The 17,793-nt window shown below is 31.9% G+C and carries 19 protein-coding genes; all 19 read right to left on the reverse strand.

The annotated features are described in order from the left end of the window. Positions 1 to 13 precede the first annotated feature (13 nt). Positions 14 to 784, reverse strand: a complete 771-nt coding sequence (locus tag HUE87_RS09330; RefSeq protein WP_194366085.1) for an oxidoreductase — start codon at positions 782 to 784, stop codon at positions 14 to 16. Further along, the gene (locus HUE87_RS09335; RefSeq protein ID WP_194366087.1) at positions 771 to 1,478 is read right to left on the reverse strand and encodes an acylneuraminate cytidylyltransferase family protein; all 708 of its coding nucleotides are present in this window, start codon (positions 1,476 to 1,478) and stop codon (positions 771 to 773) included. The genes HUE87_RS09330 and HUE87_RS09335 overlap by 14 nt, the downstream gene beginning before the upstream one ends. Continuing rightward, the gene (locus HUE87_RS09340) at positions 1,475 to 2,383 is read right to left on the reverse strand and encodes a Gfo/Idh/MocA family protein (protein WP_194366089.1); all 909 of its coding nucleotides are present in this window, start codon (positions 2,381 to 2,383) and stop codon (positions 1,475 to 1,477) included. Before HUE87_RS09340 ends, HUE87_RS09335 begins: the two co-directional genes overlap by 4 nt. Continuing rightward, complete coding sequence (locus HUE87_RS09345; RefSeq protein WP_194366091.1) at positions 2,384 to 3,430, reverse strand: nucleotidyltransferase family protein; 1,047 nt, start codon at positions 3,428 to 3,430, stop codon at positions 2,384 to 2,386. Beyond that, positions 3,427 to 3,678, reverse strand: coding sequence for a PIG-L deacetylase family protein (locus tag HUE87_RS12735; RefSeq protein ID WP_229855121.1), 252 nt, complete (start codon positions 3,676 to 3,678; stop codon positions 3,427 to 3,429). The genes HUE87_RS09345 and HUE87_RS12735 overlap by 4 nt, the downstream gene beginning before the upstream one ends. Beyond that, the gene (locus tag HUE87_RS09350) at positions 3,659 to 4,093 is read right to left on the reverse strand and encodes a PIG-L deacetylase family protein (protein ID WP_229855122.1); all 435 of its coding nucleotides are present in this window, start codon (positions 4,091 to 4,093) and stop codon (positions 3,659 to 3,661) included. The genes HUE87_RS12735 and HUE87_RS09350 overlap by 20 nt, the downstream gene beginning before the upstream one ends. Next, positions 4,090 to 4,971, reverse strand: coding sequence for a formyltransferase family protein (locus HUE87_RS09355; protein ID WP_194366093.1), 882 nt, complete (start codon positions 4,969 to 4,971; stop codon positions 4,090 to 4,092). The genes HUE87_RS09350 and HUE87_RS09355 overlap by 4 nt, the downstream gene beginning before the upstream one ends. Further along, the gene (neuC, locus tag HUE87_RS09360; protein ID WP_194366095.1) at positions 4,968 to 6,137 is read right to left on the reverse strand and encodes a UDP-N-acetylglucosamine 2-epimerase; all 1,170 of its coding nucleotides are present in this window, start codon (positions 6,135 to 6,137) and stop codon (positions 4,968 to 4,970) included. Before neuC ends, HUE87_RS09355 begins: the two co-directional genes overlap by 4 nt. Beyond that, positions 6,134 to 7,129 carry an N-acetylneuraminate synthase gene (neuB, locus tag HUE87_RS09365; RefSeq protein ID WP_194366097.1) on the reverse strand — a complete coding sequence of 332 codons (996 nt, stop codon included), beginning with the start codon at positions 7,127 to 7,129 and terminating at the stop codon, positions 6,134 to 6,136. The genes neuC and neuB overlap by 4 nt, the downstream gene beginning before the upstream one ends. Further along, positions 7,126 to 7,707: an acetyltransferase gene (locus HUE87_RS09370; protein WP_194366099.1), complete on the reverse strand. Its 582-nt coding sequence runs from the start codon at positions 7,705 to 7,707 to the stop codon at positions 7,126 to 7,128. The genes neuB and HUE87_RS09370 overlap by 4 nt, the downstream gene beginning before the upstream one ends. Beyond that, positions 7,704 to 8,846, reverse strand: coding sequence for a LegC family aminotransferase (locus HUE87_RS09375; protein WP_194366101.1), 1,143 nt, complete (start codon positions 8,844 to 8,846; stop codon positions 7,704 to 7,706). The genes HUE87_RS09370 and HUE87_RS09375 overlap by 4 nt, the downstream gene beginning before the upstream one ends. Further along, the gene (locus HUE87_RS09380) at positions 8,846 to 10,036 is read right to left on the reverse strand and encodes a UDP-N-acetylglucosamine 4,6-dehydratase (protein ID WP_194366103.1); all 1,191 of its coding nucleotides are present in this window, start codon (positions 10,034 to 10,036) and stop codon (positions 8,846 to 8,848) included. Before HUE87_RS09380 ends, HUE87_RS09375 begins: the two co-directional genes overlap by 1 nt. Positions 10,037 to 10,203: 167 nt before the next feature. Beyond that, positions 10,204 to 11,409 carry a glucose-6-phosphate isomerase gene (locus HUE87_RS09385; protein WP_194366104.1) on the reverse strand — a complete coding sequence of 402 codons (1,206 nt, stop codon included), beginning with the start codon at positions 11,407 to 11,409 and terminating at the stop codon, positions 10,204 to 10,206. A 9-nt stretch (positions 11,410 to 11,418) separates the two neighbouring features. Continuing rightward, the gene (locus tag HUE87_RS09390; RefSeq protein ID WP_194366106.1) at positions 11,419 to 12,213 is read right to left on the reverse strand and encodes a DNA ligase; all 795 of its coding nucleotides are present in this window, start codon (positions 12,211 to 12,213) and stop codon (positions 11,419 to 11,421) included. A 4-nt stretch (positions 12,214 to 12,217) separates the two neighbouring features. Continuing rightward, positions 12,218 to 13,057: a UTP--glucose-1-phosphate uridylyltransferase GalU gene (gene galU, locus HUE87_RS09395; RefSeq protein ID WP_194366108.1), complete on the reverse strand. Its 840-nt coding sequence runs from the start codon at positions 13,055 to 13,057 to the stop codon at positions 12,218 to 12,220. A gap of 34 nt (positions 13,058 to 13,091) precedes the next feature. After that, positions 13,092 to 15,221, reverse strand: coding sequence for an STT3 domain-containing protein (locus HUE87_RS09400; RefSeq protein WP_194366110.1), 2,130 nt, complete (start codon positions 15,219 to 15,221; stop codon positions 13,092 to 13,094). After that, the gene (locus HUE87_RS09405; RefSeq protein ID WP_194366112.1) at positions 15,214 to 16,044 is read right to left on the reverse strand and encodes a glycosyltransferase family 2 protein; all 831 of its coding nucleotides are present in this window, start codon (positions 16,042 to 16,044) and stop codon (positions 15,214 to 15,216) included. The genes HUE87_RS09400 and HUE87_RS09405 overlap by 8 nt, the downstream gene beginning before the upstream one ends. A gap of 63 nt (positions 16,045 to 16,107) precedes the next feature. Further along, positions 16,108 to 17,169 (reverse strand): aminofutalosine synthase MqnE, encoded by a 1,062-nt coding sequence (mqnE, locus tag HUE87_RS09410; RefSeq protein ID WP_194366114.1) that lies wholly within the window; start codon positions 17,167 to 17,169, stop codon positions 16,108 to 16,110. A gap of 15 nt (positions 17,170 to 17,184) precedes the next feature. Next, entirely contained in the window at positions 17,185 to 17,793 is a 609-nt protein-coding gene (locus tag HUE87_RS09415; RefSeq protein ID WP_194366116.1) for a trimeric intracellular cation channel family protein, read from the reverse strand.

Consider the following 17,793-nt stretch of genomic DNA (forward strand, 5'->3'; position numbering starts at 1 on the left):
ATTTTAACCTATTTTATAAACTAAACCCATCATCCACAACAATATTTTGTCCATTGACATACTTACTCATATCACTCAGTAAATAAATCAATGTTCCTTTTAAATCAGATTTATCAAGCATTCCCTTGCTTAAGCACTTATCTTTGTACTTTTCTAAAAAAGATTCTGGTTGAGTATCAAATATACCTCCTGGGGTTAGAGTATTTACCCTAATATCCATTCCTTTAAAATATTTCGCCATATATTTTGTAAGATGTATCAAGCCTGATTTTATAGCCGCATATTCAACAGGTACTGTCATAGTTGTTCCTGTATATATTTCAAATTTAGGAGCTACAACTCCATATATAGAACTTATATTTACTATATTTCCATACCCTTGTTTTTGAAAATATTTTGCAAATACTTGCGATGTTGTAAAATACCCACCAAGATTTAAACCTAAATTCTCTACAAAATCATTATACTCAACATCAAAAAAATGTTGTCCATAATTTTTATTTCTAGGGTATGCGTTATTTACTAAAGCATCTATTTTTCCATATTTGCTATCTAAATAATTTATACACTCCATTAAAGACTCCTTTGACGTGATGTCAAGTTTAATAAAGTCTATATTTATAGTATTTAATTCTTTTGATAAATCATTCTTTGCTATTAAACCAATCTCTTCATTTATATCAGCAATTATTGCTATACCATTATTTTCAAGAACAGCTTTTATAAATTCTTTTCCTATTAATCCAGCACCGCCAGTTATAACAACCACTTTATCTTTTAACATCATTTTCCCTCATTAAAAATTCTACAAACTTATAGTCTAATTCAGTATCAATATCTATTGACCTCTCTTCTGGCATAACATAAAGTCCTGTATTTTCTAAAAACAATGACTTATCATTTAAAATACTATCTCGCTTCCAAATATAAATAGAAGCATTCATATCATAACTTTTAGGAGCATCTTGTCTTCTTACAATTGAATTATCTAACTGCTTTGATAAACTTACTTTTCCAACACTATCAACTTCTACGAGATTAAAATAGGGACTTCTTCTACTTGGCATAGCTGTTATTAGATTATCATTATTATTTTCTAAAAATTGATTAAAGGACTTGATGATATCATCAACATTTCTCAGTGGTGCAGTTGCATCTAAATCTATAAGGTAATCAAATTGTTTATTATAATATTTCTCACTTCTCACAAATGCATCTCTGATTACATCCAATTTTCCGGCAATATCACTTGCAATTTCTGCGCTTCTTTTAAAAAACACTTCTGCGCCATATTGTTTAGCTATATTTGCAATGTCATCTGAATCTGTACTAATGACGATATGTTCAAAAAGTCCTGAGTCTTTAGCTTGCCCTATTGTGTAGGCTATAAGTGGCTTACCATTAATCTCTTTAATATTTTTGTTTTTAACGCCTTTGCTTCCACCTCTTGCACAAATTGTACATAAAACCTTACTCATTTGTTTTGTTCCTGAATTATTGATATTGTATTCATAACTTTAAGTCCTTCATTGTAACTACATACACTTTTTTTATGACTTAAAATTGATCTATGCATTTGTTCAAACATATAATTTCTTTCTAGATTTGAAAAGGTATAAACTTGTTCTAATCCAATTTTATCTTTTTGTATCAAAGTGTTTTTAATAAAGTCTAACTCATAAGTATCATTTAAAGTATGAATTAACATTTTTCTATATGTAATTTTACTTATATAATCTATTGATAAATTAACAATAACTTCTCTATCTGTTTTTCCTATTAAAGTAGTTAAATCATCGGTCTCTATTTCTAAGTCAGAAATTTTCAACTGGTAGCTTTTCATTTCTTTCATTGTCCCGAACAACCATTGAATATAGTCTATTTCATGACTTAAATCTAAAAGAACACCACCACCTTCATCTTTTTTTGCACTATAAGAATTTCGATAATCTATATTTTGTCTCCAAGTTGGTAAATATTGTCCACAATTAACATTTACGCTTAAAACTTTTTCGTTTTGTAAAAAACTTTTTAACTTTTGAAGCATTGGATGAAATCTAAGAACATAACCTACAAAAACTTGATTTCTTTCTATTTTTAAATCTTTAGTAATTTCAAAAAGAGGTTTTTCGCAAAATATAATTTTGTCTGTTACATTTGTTTCTAAATATTTCAATTGCTCATAATGCTTATGAGTCTCTGAAGCTATTACAAAATAATCATATAATTTTAGGTCATTTACTTGATTGACATCATTAAAAGTTTTTTTATTGTCAATACTTTGCTTTGTAACAATATCTATGGACTCTGTCTCATGAAAAGACGACAAAACTTCTTCATGTCTTCGTCCAATAGAGCCATAGCCGATGATTAATACTTTCAATCAAAACACCTCATGATATTCATTATTAGCTTTTTCAAATTCTTCCATTCTCCCAATATCTAGCCAATATTCTCGTATAGGAAATGATATACTTTTCATTTTACTTTCTATAACTTTTTCAAATAGTGTTGGCATATCAAAAAACTCATTTTCCGGTATATAATCTAAAACTTTACTATCCAGTACATACACTCCAGCACTTACATAAAAGTTATGCACCGGTTTCTCTTCTATACTTTTAATATTTATCCCATCTACATTAACAACACCATAGGGAACTTGAAAGTCATATTCTCTTACGCCCATAGTTGCTGTTGAGCTGTTTGACACATGATAATCCATCATATGCTCAAAGTTAATATTTGTTAATAAATCTCCATTCATCACAAAAAATGGCTCACTTAATTTTTCCCTTATAAGACTCAATGCACCAGCTGTTCCCATTCTCTTTTCTTCATGAACATATTCTATATTAACACCAAATTTCGAACCATCACCGAAATAATTTTCTATAATTTCTGACTTATAGCTAACACTAAGAATTATCTTTGAAAATCCATATTTTTTAAAGTTTAGTATTATAGTTTCAAGTATTGGCTTATCTCCAACTTTTAACATAGGTTTTGGAGTTTTATCAGTAAGAGGTCTAAGTCTTGTGCCAAGTCCACCAACCATTAGTACAACTTTATTATTTTTGTGTTTAGGTTTTAAAAGCTCATCAACTTCTTCAATGCCTACCAGCTTTCCATCGTTATCTACAATCGGTATTTGATAAAGTTTTTTCTCTACAGCTATTTCAAGTATTTTTTCTTTTGTATCCTCAATTTTACAAACTGTTGGTGTTCTAAAAATAATACTTTCAATAATATCGTCTAAAGAAAGATTATTCAAAAGACCTCTTCTTATATCCCCATCTGTAAGCGTACCGATAAGTTTTTCATTTTCATCTACTACAATACCTATCTTCATGGCTCCACTATCTATGATTTTTAATGCTTCTCTTATGCTAGAACTTGAATTTAGTAAAATATTTTTGTAGTTTTTCATCTGATTTCCTTCAAAAGAACAAAACTCTCAGCGTACTCATATCCACATGTTGCACCTCTTAAAGTTGCCAATGCTCTAAGATTTCTCTCGCTTCGAGGAAACGGATGTTCAGCTATTTCACTTTCAAACACTTTCATAATTTCTATCTTTTTATTCATAAACTCACTTATATCTACAAATACATTAGGGATAAAACTATCTTCTTTTGTGGATGGCGCAAATTCTGTTTCACTTAAAGTTTCTATCATATATTTTTTTGATAAATGGATATCTAAAAGATTTTGTACAACTATAACTTGCTTCAAAAATTTTTCTATGGTCGCTATGAACATCACCTTTAAAAGGTAGATATATTACACTTGGTTTTACTTCATTTATAATTTTTGAAATTCTACTAATCAAGTCACTCATATTATACTCATCAACACGCATAGTTGATAACTCTAGGTTATGAAGTGAATTGAAATCATAAAGAGATTTAACTTTATCAATCTCTTGCTTTCTTTTAATAACTACTTCTTTTTTAAAGCCTTCTGATTCTTTAATATCTGTTGCTATAACCCAATGTATTTCATCTCCATTAGCTTTATGCTTAAGAAGTGTCCCGCCACAACCTAGAGTTTCATCATCTGGATGAACAGCGATTATTAATACTTTATTCATAAATATTCTCCAACTTTTGGCAAAATCTCAAATTCATGTTCTAGAATTTTTATTGCTGAATCATAAGTTTTTATTACGATTGTATTATCGTCAGATTCAAGTACTTTTCCATTTTCAATATTTTGTTTATCATATTTAATTTCTTCAACTTTCCAAATAGAGACATCTTTACCTTTATACTCTATGTGTGCGCCAATATATGGTTTAGTTAATGCTCTAACTAAATTATAAATAGCATCACTGTTCATTCTAAAATCAATAATACCATCTTTTTTGCCTCTTTTTTTCCATATATTAGCTAAACTATGATCTTGTTTTTTTCTTATAAATGTTTTATTTTTGAGTTCTGGTAAGAATTCTTCAATTTGTCTAAGTGATATGTTTATAACTTTATTATAAATACTTTGAGCATCATCTTCATATAGTATTTCAAACTTTTTTTGAGACAATATATCTCCATCATCTGCACCTTCTTCCATAAAAAAGAATGTTGATGCACTTTCTTTTAGACCAAGAGCCAATGCCCAAATTAATGGATGACGACCTCTGTTTAGAGGCAAAGCTGTAGGATGATATCCAACAACACCCATCGGAGCTAAATTTAATAACTCTTTTTTGATTAGAGATGACCAACCAAAACAAAAAATAATATCTGGCTCTAAAGATTTAATCCAAATGATAGTCTCTTTTGCATTTATATCATCTATATACATATACGGGATATTATTTACTACACATGTAGGAGCCAAATTTGCATAATCACTGTTAAATGCTGAAGTTCTTTTTGTACAAACTCCAACAATTTCAGAATTTAAAAAAAGTAATTTTTCTAAAGTTCTTAACGAAAATTCAACTGTACCGATAAATAAAATTTTCATTTTATACATTCCATATCATAAAAAGATTTTTTTATTATGCCATTAAGATTTATAGTTTTAATAATATCCTTAATTTGAATACTAGCACCCCCATCTCCATAAGGATTTTCTACTTTGTGCAAAAGTGATTTAAACTCAGTTGAATATAATTTATCAAATGCTTTAAGGATATCCTCTTTTTTTGGATTGCAATCCAAAACGCTGTCTGCTTTCATTCTGCCTTTTTGTCTATCTCCAATGTTTACAGTTCCTATTTTAAAAGTTGGCGTTTCTGCCAACCCACTAGAACTATTTCCTACCATTGCATCAACAAATTGTAAAGCACTTAAGTATCTAAGTTGTCCCAAAGAGGTAAAGGCAACAGATTTATGGGAATTTTTAGCTACATATTCATCTATCATTTGGTTTATAATTCTTCCATCTGTATCACTATTAGCTTTTGTAAATATAATATTAGTATCTTTTAATTCATCTATTGCATCGAGCAACTCTTGAAATTGCCCTTTTGCAGTACTGTTTTCTAGCGTTACAGGATGAAAAGTAACTAAAATATTTCTTTTATTTAATTTGAAATCAATTGACTTTTCAAAGTCTTCTTTATTTAAAAGTTTCAACTTTTTTATATTATCAATACCTAAGCCACCAACATTAAAAACTGTTTTGGGATGTTCTCCAAGTTGTATCACTCTATTTTCATACTCTTGAGTAGCTGTAAAATGGATATGGCTCATTTTTGTAATACTATGTCTAATAGGTTCATCAATTAAACCTTCTGTCGCTTCTCCACCATGCAGATGAGCTATAGGAATTCTTGCTATCATGGCAGAACTTACTGCAGAAAAAATCTCATATCTATCTCCAAGCACAAATACAACATCAGGTTTTAGTTCATCATAAGCTTCCGCAAAACTTATTTGTGCTAAGCCCATAGATTTGGAAATACCAATAGATGTATCAGAGGACAATAACATCTCTATTTTTTTATCAATTTTAAAATCTTTTTCTATCTCTTTGTAAGTTAATCCAAACTCAGGACTTAAATGCATACCAGTAGCTATGATTTGAAGTTCTAACTCATCATCTGCTTCTATCTCTTTCATCAGCCAATAAAGTAACCCATACTCTGCACGAGTACCTGTAACTATGCATATTTTTCTTTTATTCATATCAATTCATCTTCTTGATAATTTTTAGTAGAAACAAGTCCAACTACTTCATTCCATCTCATGGGACAAATCCCATTCCCAGGTCTTTTTACAGCTAGGTTATTTTCTGTAAATATTTCACCTTTATTAACAACTGTTTTAGCAACGATTGATTTTCTAACTACTTGTATATTTGGTTTTTCACTATTACTTGGTTTCTTTACGCTACTGCCAAGAGCTAATTCAATATTTCGTATCGTTTTTACCATAGAGTTTAATTCATCTGGCTCTAAAGAAGCTTTATGGTCAGGACCCTCCATATTATTGTCTAAAGTGAAGTGTTTCTCAATTACAGTAGCTCCCAAAGCAACAGCCGCAATATCTACCTCTATTCCTAAGGTATGGTCACTATAGCCATAAGATACATCAAACGTACTACCAATAGTTTGCATAGCCTTTAGATTTACGTCCTCCATTGGAGTCGGATACATTGTATTAGCATGTAGAACTGTTATGTTCTCTTTTACAGTCCCTGCATCTATCAAAATATCTAAAGCATCTTCTATCTCTCCGATATCTGCCATACCAGTTGAGAGAATAACCTGTTTTTTTAAACTGCCTATTTTTCTTAAATATGGAAGATTTGTAATCTCTCCACTAGGTATTTTAAATATCTCTAAACCTAAATCATTTAAAAGATCTATACTATCATGATCAAATGGAGTTGATAAAAACATAATATTTTTACTGTTACAATAAGAGATTAATTCTTTATGGGTTTCAACATCCAACTCTAACTTTTTTATCATATCAAATTGTGACTCTTGGCTATCTGTAGTTTGTTTTTGATATTCTGCTTTTTGTGCGTTTTTACTTACTAAGTTTTCTGCTTTAAATGTTTGAAACTTTACAGCATCAACACCAGCTTCAACTGCAACATCTATTAGTTTTTTAGCAAGTTCTATTGAGCCATTATGATTAACACCGGCTTCAGCAATTATAAATGCACTCATTTTATTATACTCCCAGCTTTTATAAAACTATTCTCTTGTATTTCTATTGCTTCTTTCGAAGTAGCATTACTACCAAAAAAAGTTCCATCTTTTACTCTCACTCCACCGTTAATAACTGATGATGTTGAGATATGGCAATTATTTTCCACAATACAATCATGTTCTACTAATGCCTTAGTATTAATTATACAATTTTTTCCTATTTTTGCATTTGCATTTATCAGGGCTTGATGCATTATGACCGTTCCCTCTTCAATGTTTGAATGCTTTGACACATAGGCTAATGGAGAAATTAATGTCGGCAAGTTATACCCTATATTTTTTAGTTTATTAAATAGTTTTACTCTTATGTCACTTGAGCGTAACTGACCAATAGTTATCACTGCATTTTTACACTCTTTAAACAATTCTTGTAAATTATCATCACTACCTATTATTTCATATCCAATAACATCTTGTCCAATAAGCTCTTTTTTATCAATAATTCCAGCAATTGTATACTTACCTTCTAATTCAATAACATCAATCACGGACCTACAATGTCCGCCACCACCAATTAAAAGTATCTGCTCTTTCATATTACTACACTACTTGAAATATTTACAACTCTTTGCTCTAAATATTTAGAATTTTTTAAACCACCACACTGACAATCTTTAAACATCTCCAGCTCATTCATAAGCTTCCAGATTGGTCTTGTCATAACACCATTTTTATTTGTAAAGTCTAAAAACTCATCTCTATTTTTTACATCTTTAACAATTACTGCTTGTAACCAATAGTTTGATTTTGAGTTACTTGGTTCTTTTACAAAATCAATATCAACAACTGAACTAAATAGTTCTTCATACTTTAAAGCTAAATCTCTCTTACTTTTTATAAATGTATCTAGCTGTTCAAGCTGTGCTACTAAAAGAGCTGCATTAAGATTAGGCATTCTATAATTAAAACCTATCTCATCATGCACATACTCCCATTTATGTGGTATTTTTGCTGTAGTTGTAAGATGTTTTGCTTTTTTTGCAAGCTTCTCATCATCTGTAACAATAACTCCACCACCACCAGAAGTAATAATTTTGTTTCCATTAAAACTAAATGCACCTAATTTTCCAAATGTACCAGTTTGCTTGTTGTTATAATATGAACCCAAGCTTTCTGCTGCATCTTCAACTAAAGCAATGTGCCACTCGTCACATATCTCTTGTATCTCTTGTATTTTGCAGGCATGGCCAAAAGTGTGCATTGGAACACAGGCCTTTATAGTTTTTCCAGTTGTTTTATTTTTACATGTAGAATCTATTATTTCACAATTTGCTTTTAAAAACTCTTCCAAAGATTTTGGTGATAATCCTATCGTATCTAAATCAACATCCACAAAAATCGGTTTTGCTCCTATGTAGCTTATTGCATTACATGTAGCTATGAAAGTTAGAGGCTGTGTAATAACTTCATCATCTCTTTTCACATCTGCCAGTATAAGTGATATATGAAGAGCTGCTGTTCCGTTTACTGTAGCTACTGCATATTTAGCGCCAACTTTTTTAGCAAACTCCAATTCAAATGTATCAACATATTTTCCAACGCTTGAAACAAATGTAGATTCTATGCAGTCGTTTAAATATTTTTTTTCATTTCCAATAAATCTAGGTTCATGCAGTGGAATAAACTCTTTTGTATTGTAAACATTTTGAATAAATTCTATGATATCTTTATACACTACATTTTCCCATCTAAATATTTTCCTGTTTCTTTATGTCCAAAATCAGGTATCATTTTAAAAAACTCTTTTACAATATCTTCTTTACTCCAAGATAGATTCTGTTTAAAATCCTTAATTGTTTTTTCAAAAGAGTTTAATAAATCTTCATCAAAAGTAGCTTCATTCTTTATAACTCCAAGATTTGAGAATCTTTGCATATCTAAGATTTCATTTTCGGTGAAGAACTCTTCAAAATCTTTTTCACCAGTTGTATCGCTAGATGTAAACAAACAAGGCCATTTACCTTCTGCTGGCAAAGTTTTAGCCAACTCCCTAGCTTCATCTTCGTCCTTACACAAATACGGTTTATACCCAATATTTTCAAGGTATTTTACCGCAATATCTGCAAAAGATATAAGATGCAAGTCTTCACTTAATTTTGGAAAGAATATATCTCTATTTTCTCCAAATATACAAGACATCAAACACAACTCTCCACTCTCTTGTGGTGTTACAAAGTATCTCTTTATATCATTAGGAGCAACTATTGGTTGTTGTTTTTGAATTCGTTGATTAAAGCCATGGAGCAGTGAGCCATCAGAAAAAGCAACATTAGCAAATCTGGCAGTAGAAATTTTTATATCTAATGATTTTCTCATCAAAAACATTTCCATAATTCTCTTACTAGCACCCATCATATTTACTGGATTTGCAGCTTTATCAGTTGAGACACAAAAGTATTTTTTTGTTCCATTTTCAATTGATTGCTGAAGTGTTTTATCTGTATTGAAAACATTTACATCAATCATTCTCATAAGGGTAAATGGATCTTTCTCACTTCTTACATGTTTTAGTGCGGAGAGGTTTAGAACATAATCATATTGCCCATCATTTTTTATAAAAGCATCATATTCAACACTTCCAATATCAAGGGCAAATGTTTGAAAATCTCCATCTATATATCCGTATGAGCTTCTTATATCTCTTACAAGCTCAACCATATTATTTTCACTAATATCTACTACATGTAACTTTTTAGGATTACGTTTAAATATCTCTTTCGTTACTGCTTGACCGATTGAACCGGCACCGCCTATTACTAAGAATGATGAGTTTGAAACTACCTCTAGCAACTCTTTATTATTATTTTTAAGATCTTTTTCAAACAGTTCTTTTTCTCGACCGATTAATTTTAACATTTGATTCATTATTTATTATTCTCAAAATAGTGCTCACACATGCTTTTAATACCACCTTATTATTTCACTAGCTTTTCAGTAGATTCTAGTATATCTTTTAAATATTGCATTTAATATACTTGGTTCTATATCATTACTATCTTTATAATCGTTTGCTATTTCATTTCTAGGATTCATTATCTATTTTTCAGTTTATCTTTTAAAATAATCTTTCCTGATTCAACACCTGGTTGATCATAAGCATTTATGTACATAAACTTAGCACACACCGATGTTAACAGTTCATACTCGTACATCAAACTGGCTATACTTCTCTCATTTACGGTGTCAATTGTTATTACATCACACGGAATATCATTTAAATTGTTAATTGATGCAATTGTAGCATCTGCTTGCTTATTAATAAGTGAAGAGAACTCTATATTGTCCAGATAATCCAACTCTCCTAGACCTTCCAGCTCTACTTGTGGTATTTTCAAATCACTATGAAAATCATCCACTTTTATCACTGTAACAGTTTTATCTCGTCTTCCCTCTATTATAAGCTGCAAAAAAGAGTGCTGGTCTATCGGCCCGATAATCCCCACCGGAGTCAACCCTTGCCTTGTACTGTTTATATCTACTTTGCCCAAGCTCTCACCCCAAATCTGAATATACCACTTGTTAAAACCCTCGAGTCTAGAGGAGTATGAGAAGACTACATTTATGTTAAAACTGTTCTTATACTCTACAAATAACCTTGCTTTTTTCATCACTCCGTCATAATCTACACTCTTTGAGAAAAATGAATCATATACCTCTTTTGCACCGCCCAAAAGTTCATCTATATCTATACCTACAATTGCCAATGGCAATAACCCTACTGCGCTAAAAACAGAGAATCTTCCACCAACATTTTTTGGAATTTCAAAAGTTTTCATGTCGTTTGCTTTTGCATACTCATTTAACTTTGAATCAAACTCGGTAATAACTAAAGTGTTATTTTTGTCAATCTTTACAAGTGAATGTATATACTTAAATATTGAAACTGTCTCAACAGTTGTTCCTGATTTTGAAATAACAACAAAAAGAGTGTCATTTAGGTTTATCGCCTCTAGTTTTGACTTGATATCTATAGGGTCTGTCGTTTCTAAAAAGTACAGATTTTTAGTAAGTTTTTTTGAATATTTTAAAAACTTATATATCGCATATGTTCCTAGCGTACTTCCACCTATCCCTATCACAACTACATTTGATTGCTTAACACCAGAAGCATAATCTTTAAAAGCAGTTGTCTCTTGATGAACCAAATTGTAATAACCAATATACTCTTTCTCTTTTACAATCTCGGAAAAAACATCTTCGTCCGATATAGTTGGGTTAAAATTGTTTTGATATTTCATAATCTTCCTTTACTCTCTAATGTGTAAAAAAACAGGAAACCTGGGCCTGCCATTAGATGTTAAGCCATAATACTTAAATGTTATCATAGCACCTATTTTTGGAGGGTTTGCTCTTTGATAATCATCTAAACCGCTCCCAATGTTTATAACCTGCGTGTTTTTCATTTCACAAGAGAGTGAGCCTGTCTGGTTCTCATATTTTCCTTGCCCTTTATTATATCCGATAACCTCACACTCTTCATCTATATAACTTTTCACCTTTAAAGCGTTGTTATCTCTTCCTGTATAGTACGAAAGCTCTCCATTACGGACTACTGCACCCTCTCCACCTTTTTCTTCAACAGATTTTAAAAACTCCTCTAAATGCTTTTTATCTTTTACTCTAATTTGTTCTATAGTTTTTAAGTATTTTGTTTTACTTTTAACTCTCTCCAACCTCTGTAAAAAGTCTCCTTGCATCTCAGGGATTTCAAAAACATTGTAAGTTAAATTTTTCCAACCGCTATGAGGCTTTTGCTGATTTACGATGGACGAGATATTTGAAAAATCGCCTCTTTTGCTCCAAAGCTCTCCGTCTAGTTTGTGTTTTGGAAACTCTTTTGTAAAAAATGCCGGAGCCGAAAAAATTTTGCCTGATCGGGATATTAATCTATTTCCGTCCCAGTAGGCTCTTACACCGTCAAGTTTCTCGCTCATATACCACGATGTCACATTTATATCTTCACTATATTTATTTAAAAGAAATATCTCTGGCTTTGATGCGAACAGAGTTGAAAATAAAAAAATAAGTAAAATAAGTTTCATATTTTTATGATTTGCTTTTGCCGTAAAAATAGTTTGTTGCTTCAACAAAACCGTCTACAGAGCCACAATCAAATCTTGTCCCTTCGAACTTGTAAGCTATTACCCTTCCCTCATTTGCCTGTGTTAAAAGTGCATCGGTTATCTGAATCTCTCCACCTTTTCCTGGTTTTGTATCTCTAATGATGTCAAAAATATCAGGTGTTAAAATATATCTGCCAATAATTGCCAAGTTAGATGGTGCATCTTTTGGGTCCGGCTTCTCAACCATATTTGTAACTCTCAAAACAGACTCTTCTAGTGGGTCTCCGGCTATAACGCCATATTTATTTGTCTCATCCATAGGAATCTCTTCTACTGCGACTATAGAGCACTTATACTTTTCATATAGTTTTGTCATTTGCAAAAGGACCGACTCCCCCTCATTGTCACATAAATCATCAGCGAGTATTACTGCAAAAGGCTCATCTCCGATAAGAGTCTCTCCGCTAAGGATTGCATGACCTAGACCCTTCATTTCAATCTGTCTTGTATATGAAAAAGTACAATTTGTTATCACTTTTCTTATCTCTGTTAGATAGTGTTCTTTAGATGTACCCTTTATCTGATGTTCAAGCTCGTAAGATATATCAAAATGATCCTCAATTGCACGTTTTCCACGCCCTGTTACAATAGCCATAGTCTCTATATCTGCTGTAATCGCCTCTTCTACTCCATACTGCAAAAGTGGCTTTGTAAGCACTGGAAGCATCTCTTTAGGGATTGCTTTAGTAGCAGGAAGAAACCTTGTTCCATAACCGGCAGCCGGAAAAAGGCATTTTCTAATTTTTGTATTACTTTTTGACATTAACTAACCTTAACAAATTATAATTTTTTTATTATTATATCTTAAGTTTATATACCTTTGCATGAGGAGTTGCTAAAACTTGCTCAAAAATAGTTTTATCAAACTCCTCCAGCACCATCAGCTGGATATAGAGTGAGTTGTATGTCTGCTCATCTAGAACTAAAAAAGTATTGTAGTTCGACATGTAGACAACACTGATATTCGCCATAAAATTTGAAACACTTACATCTTTTTGCAATTTCATATCTTTGTCATAAGCTGTTTTTACAAATCTTTTTATTGGAATTTTTTTATTCCCAATATTTAAACTTTGCCCTTGTAAGTCAAATAAAACGCCCCTGCCTAAGTCAATTATATTTTGATTTTGTTTAAAATTTTTACTTACAAAAAATTGTGGTGCTTGTTTCATCTCTCCGTTCATTAAATTCATATTAGAGAATATAGTAACAGTTGGGTAAATCTCTAACATTCTAAACGGTAAATAAAGATATATATCTCTTGTTTTATTTGGAAGCTTCATATCTGATTGCATTGAGAGCAAAAAGTCATTTGTATCTTTAAAACCATAATCGGTTGTCATCTGTTCTATATTTGAGAAAACATTAACTTCTTTATTTTTTATACGCTCTTCATTCTCTTCTATAAACTTAAAGGTTTTCTCTGTGTATTCAACGTCAAGTCTCGCCATTTTTGCTGAAATTTCCTGAGGATTAGTAAGTATAAAACTAACCGGGAAATTTACACTTCCGCTGTGTTTTCCGCCATCAACTAGTGTCTTAACATCACTGTAATACCTTAGCGGATATCCATAGTCCCACCAAGAGACTACGTAGTCTTCTCTACTGGCAACTGTTTTTAATTTGTCTAATATTTTAACTTCTTCTGCATTAAATACAGTAGGAACTTTATAAGCTTCTATATGTTTATAATTAGGATACAAAACCATCAAAGTAAAAGCTACTGTGCTTAAGACTTTTAGCTTCTTAGTTGGCATTAAGCGTGCTATCTCAGTGATTAAAAAAGCTATACCAAAGGCTAAAACAGGAACTGCATAGATGGTAAACCTAAGCCCCCCGACACTGGCTAAAAAACCAAGTCCTAGCATAGGAATTGTAAGCAGCATAATCTTGTGCCTGTATGCTAAATATATATAGCCAACAACAGAGAGAATAAATATAATTCTATGTCCGCTTATTCGGTTTGCAAATGTCTCAAACGGAATTTGTCCCGCCTCTCTTACAGTCTGCATAACAGAATAAAAATGAAGTTTAAGACCCTCTTCACCAACGACTACTGCATCTTTAAATATATACGCTTTTAACTTGTCCCAGATAGGTTCAAACCCTCCAGTTGCAAAAAATACGACCACCGAGAGAGCTAAAATATAGTAAATATATTTTTGATATCTCTCTTGTTTAAACAAGTAGTGTGCAACTAAAACTAAAGGAAATCTTATAAAGCCATCTATATTAAGCATAGCAAACATCATAATTGCCAAGAGTTTATAGTTATATAGATTTTTTCTGTCCCACACTAGAGTATAAAATAAAATCAGACCAAAAAATGAAAATTCTAAAGCATAACTTTGAGGATACCACCATCTGTATACTAAGATATCCAAGGCCGTTATAATAAGATAGATATCTTTGTTTGTTTTTACTGCCCAAATAATAGACCATAGCAAAAACATAGGAAGGACAATGTTTAGCATATCTGTATCGTAGTACCCTATCAAGGTTCGGTTATAGTAACTCCAGGCAATAGATGCTAAAAGTGCAGCTACTAAACCCATCTCTAAATTGTCTAAACCTCTAGCAATCAGCACTATTGGAACAACTACAAGAGAGCTTAAAAAAACCGGCATAAAAAGAATAACTGTCTCAAAAGAAAAAGGTAAAACATAAGCAAAAAATGCTGTAAGTTGCGAGCCTGCATTAGCAATTGGTGAGCGGTCATTCTCCTGACTTATTCCGCTAAGTATATCTCTTGCACCCTCAGCCCAAAAGTAACCATCATTTGTGTTTATCATAAACTGCCCATTGAACATAAAGGGTTCATAGCCGTCAAACTGATACATCCAAATCATCCGCATTGCTACTGAAAAAGCGAATGCTATCAATATATAAACTAGTGTTAGTTTTGTCTCTTGTGTTAAGTTATTCAAATCTGTATCTCTCTATTTTAATTTTATACTCTTCAATCTCCAACATTTTATCATATTTTATAGCCCCTTTTAGAAGTACGCTATATTTTTTTACTAAAGTTTCTCTGAGCAATTTTTTTTGCTCTAAATGTAACTCCAAATTCATAAGCTTTTCTAAAGCATGAACCCTAAATCTGTCCATTCCCCAAAACTTCACACTTAACTGGTCATCATTGCCGCCATATTTGGTAATAAGTTTTTCATTTATCAAGCCAACTTTATCTCTACATGTAACTCTCAGCCACATCTCATAATCTTCACAAACCTCTAAACTCTCATCGAAGAGTCCAACTCTGTTTATCAAGTCAATATGCATCATGGCAGCTGATGGGGCTATTATGCAGTGAGACAAACACTTTTCAAATATATCTCCGCCAAACTTATGAAACTTTTTAGGTATTTTTACTTCAATTCCGTCTCTAATCCACTTCTCGTCCGTATAGCTCATTAAAATATCTCTATTATTTTTATGAAACTCTACATGTAAAGCCAATTTATCTCTATGCCACTCATCATCGGAATCTAAAAATGCAATCCAGCTACATGTAGAGTTTTTTATCCCTAAGTTTCTTGCACTTGAAACACCGCAGTTTTTTTGATAAATATATTTGACTTGTGGAAACAATTTTTTGATTAGTGAGGTTTCATCATTAGAACCATCATCTATAACAATGACCTCTTTTGGCTGATGAGTTTGGGAGTAGACGGAAGCTAAAGCTCTTTTAAGAACTTCATACCGGTTATATGTTGGTATTACAACCGATATATTGTAATTTTTACTCATATTATTTCAGCAAAGCCAAAATAATATTCAAACACTAAAGCTTTGACTATTGTCAAAAAATTGTTACCAAGCCCGTACTTCATTATAGACACTGTCTCTCTCGACTGGTATAAAACCGCTGTTTTTTATAAGTGCCGTAAAATCTTCCAACTTTACACCATTCGCACTTGCAGCTCCAGCAGCTGAGTTTATAGACTCTTTTTCTATTGTTCCGTCCAAATCATTTGCCCCAAATTCTTGAGCAACCAAGGCTAAGTTTACAGTTGATGTAACCCAGTATGCTTTAAGATGTGGTACATTGTCTAAAACTATGCGGCTAATAGCCATTGTCTTTAAAATCTCGTTTGCAGTTATAAATTTATCAACTTTCAAGTAGTTGTTTTCTGTCTGGTACACAAGTGGAATAAAGCAGTTAAAACCGCCTGTCTTATCCTGAAGCTCTCTTATTCTCATCATATGGTCTATACGGTCTTTACGCTCTTCTACATGTCCAAAAAGCATAGTTACATTACTCTTTTTTCCGCGTCCATGCCATTTCTCATGTATATCTAACCACTGCTGTGAAGTAACCTTGCCTTTGCAAATATAATCACGAACCTTCTCATCAAAAATCTCAGCACCACCACCTGGCATAGAGTCTACACCATTCTCAATCATCAAGTCAATTATCTCATCATAACTTTTACCATATTCACGTGATAGAAAATCAACCTCAGCAGCAGTTAATGCTTTTATATGTAGATGTGGGTAAGCAGTTTTGATTTTTTTAAAAATCTCCAAGTACCACTCTAAACCTGTGTTTGGGTTGTGGGCTGAGACTATATGAACCTCTTTGGCCCCGCGTGAGTCAATATCTTTTACAACATCCATTATCTGCTCATGGCTCATTGTGTACTGATTTGGATTTTTTCTTGTCGCACTATAAGCACAAAACTTGCAAACATCCGCACAAACATTTGTAGGGTTTATATGACGATTTATATTAAAATATGTCTTTTTACCATGCTTTTCTTTTCTGATTTTATCTGCGAGTTCACCAATTTCAAAGAGATCCATCTCATAAAGTGCTAAAGCTTCATCAAAATCAATCCGCTTACCTGCTAAAATTTTTTCTTTAGTATCCAATTTATTACCTTTTTTTCATATTAGTTTAGGGAGTTTCCACTTAAATTTTATTGCCATCAGTCTCATAATTATTCCAAAAATTAAAAGTATTATCGTAGAGGCTGAATTTAGGAGGTTCATGGTTGAAAGTAACCAAACTAAAAAGCCCAAGATAAAAGCGACTGTTCCATAAAAATCGTTTGTTAAAACAAAAGGAACTTTATTCATCATCATATCTCTAATTATACCGCCGCCAACAGCAGTTAAAAAAGATAAAAACATTATACCTGCTAAATTAAAACCAGACTCTAATGCAACGATAGCACCGGTAAAAGCAAATATACTAAGTCCTATACTGTCACTAATTATAAAAACTAAATTATCTGTCAGTGTAGTGTTTTTATGTAGTTTGAATATATATGCAGTAATAATTGTAATAATTACAATAGTAATAGGATACGTCTTGAGAAATATATATGGCATTCTGTCAACCAGCAAATCTCTAACAACTCCACCGCCAAAAGCGGTAATGAATGCTATTACTAGAATTCCTAAAATATCATACTTGGCTTTTGCTGCTAAGATATAGCCAGATAGAGCAAAAGCTATTGTGCCAATAATATCCAAAAACACTGTGTACTGCAA

The sequence above is a fragment of the Candidatus Sulfurimonas marisnigri genome (genome assembly GCF_015265475.1).
GTDB lineage: Bacteria > Campylobacterota > Campylobacteria > Campylobacterales > Sulfurimonadaceae > Sulfurimonas > Sulfurimonas marisnigri.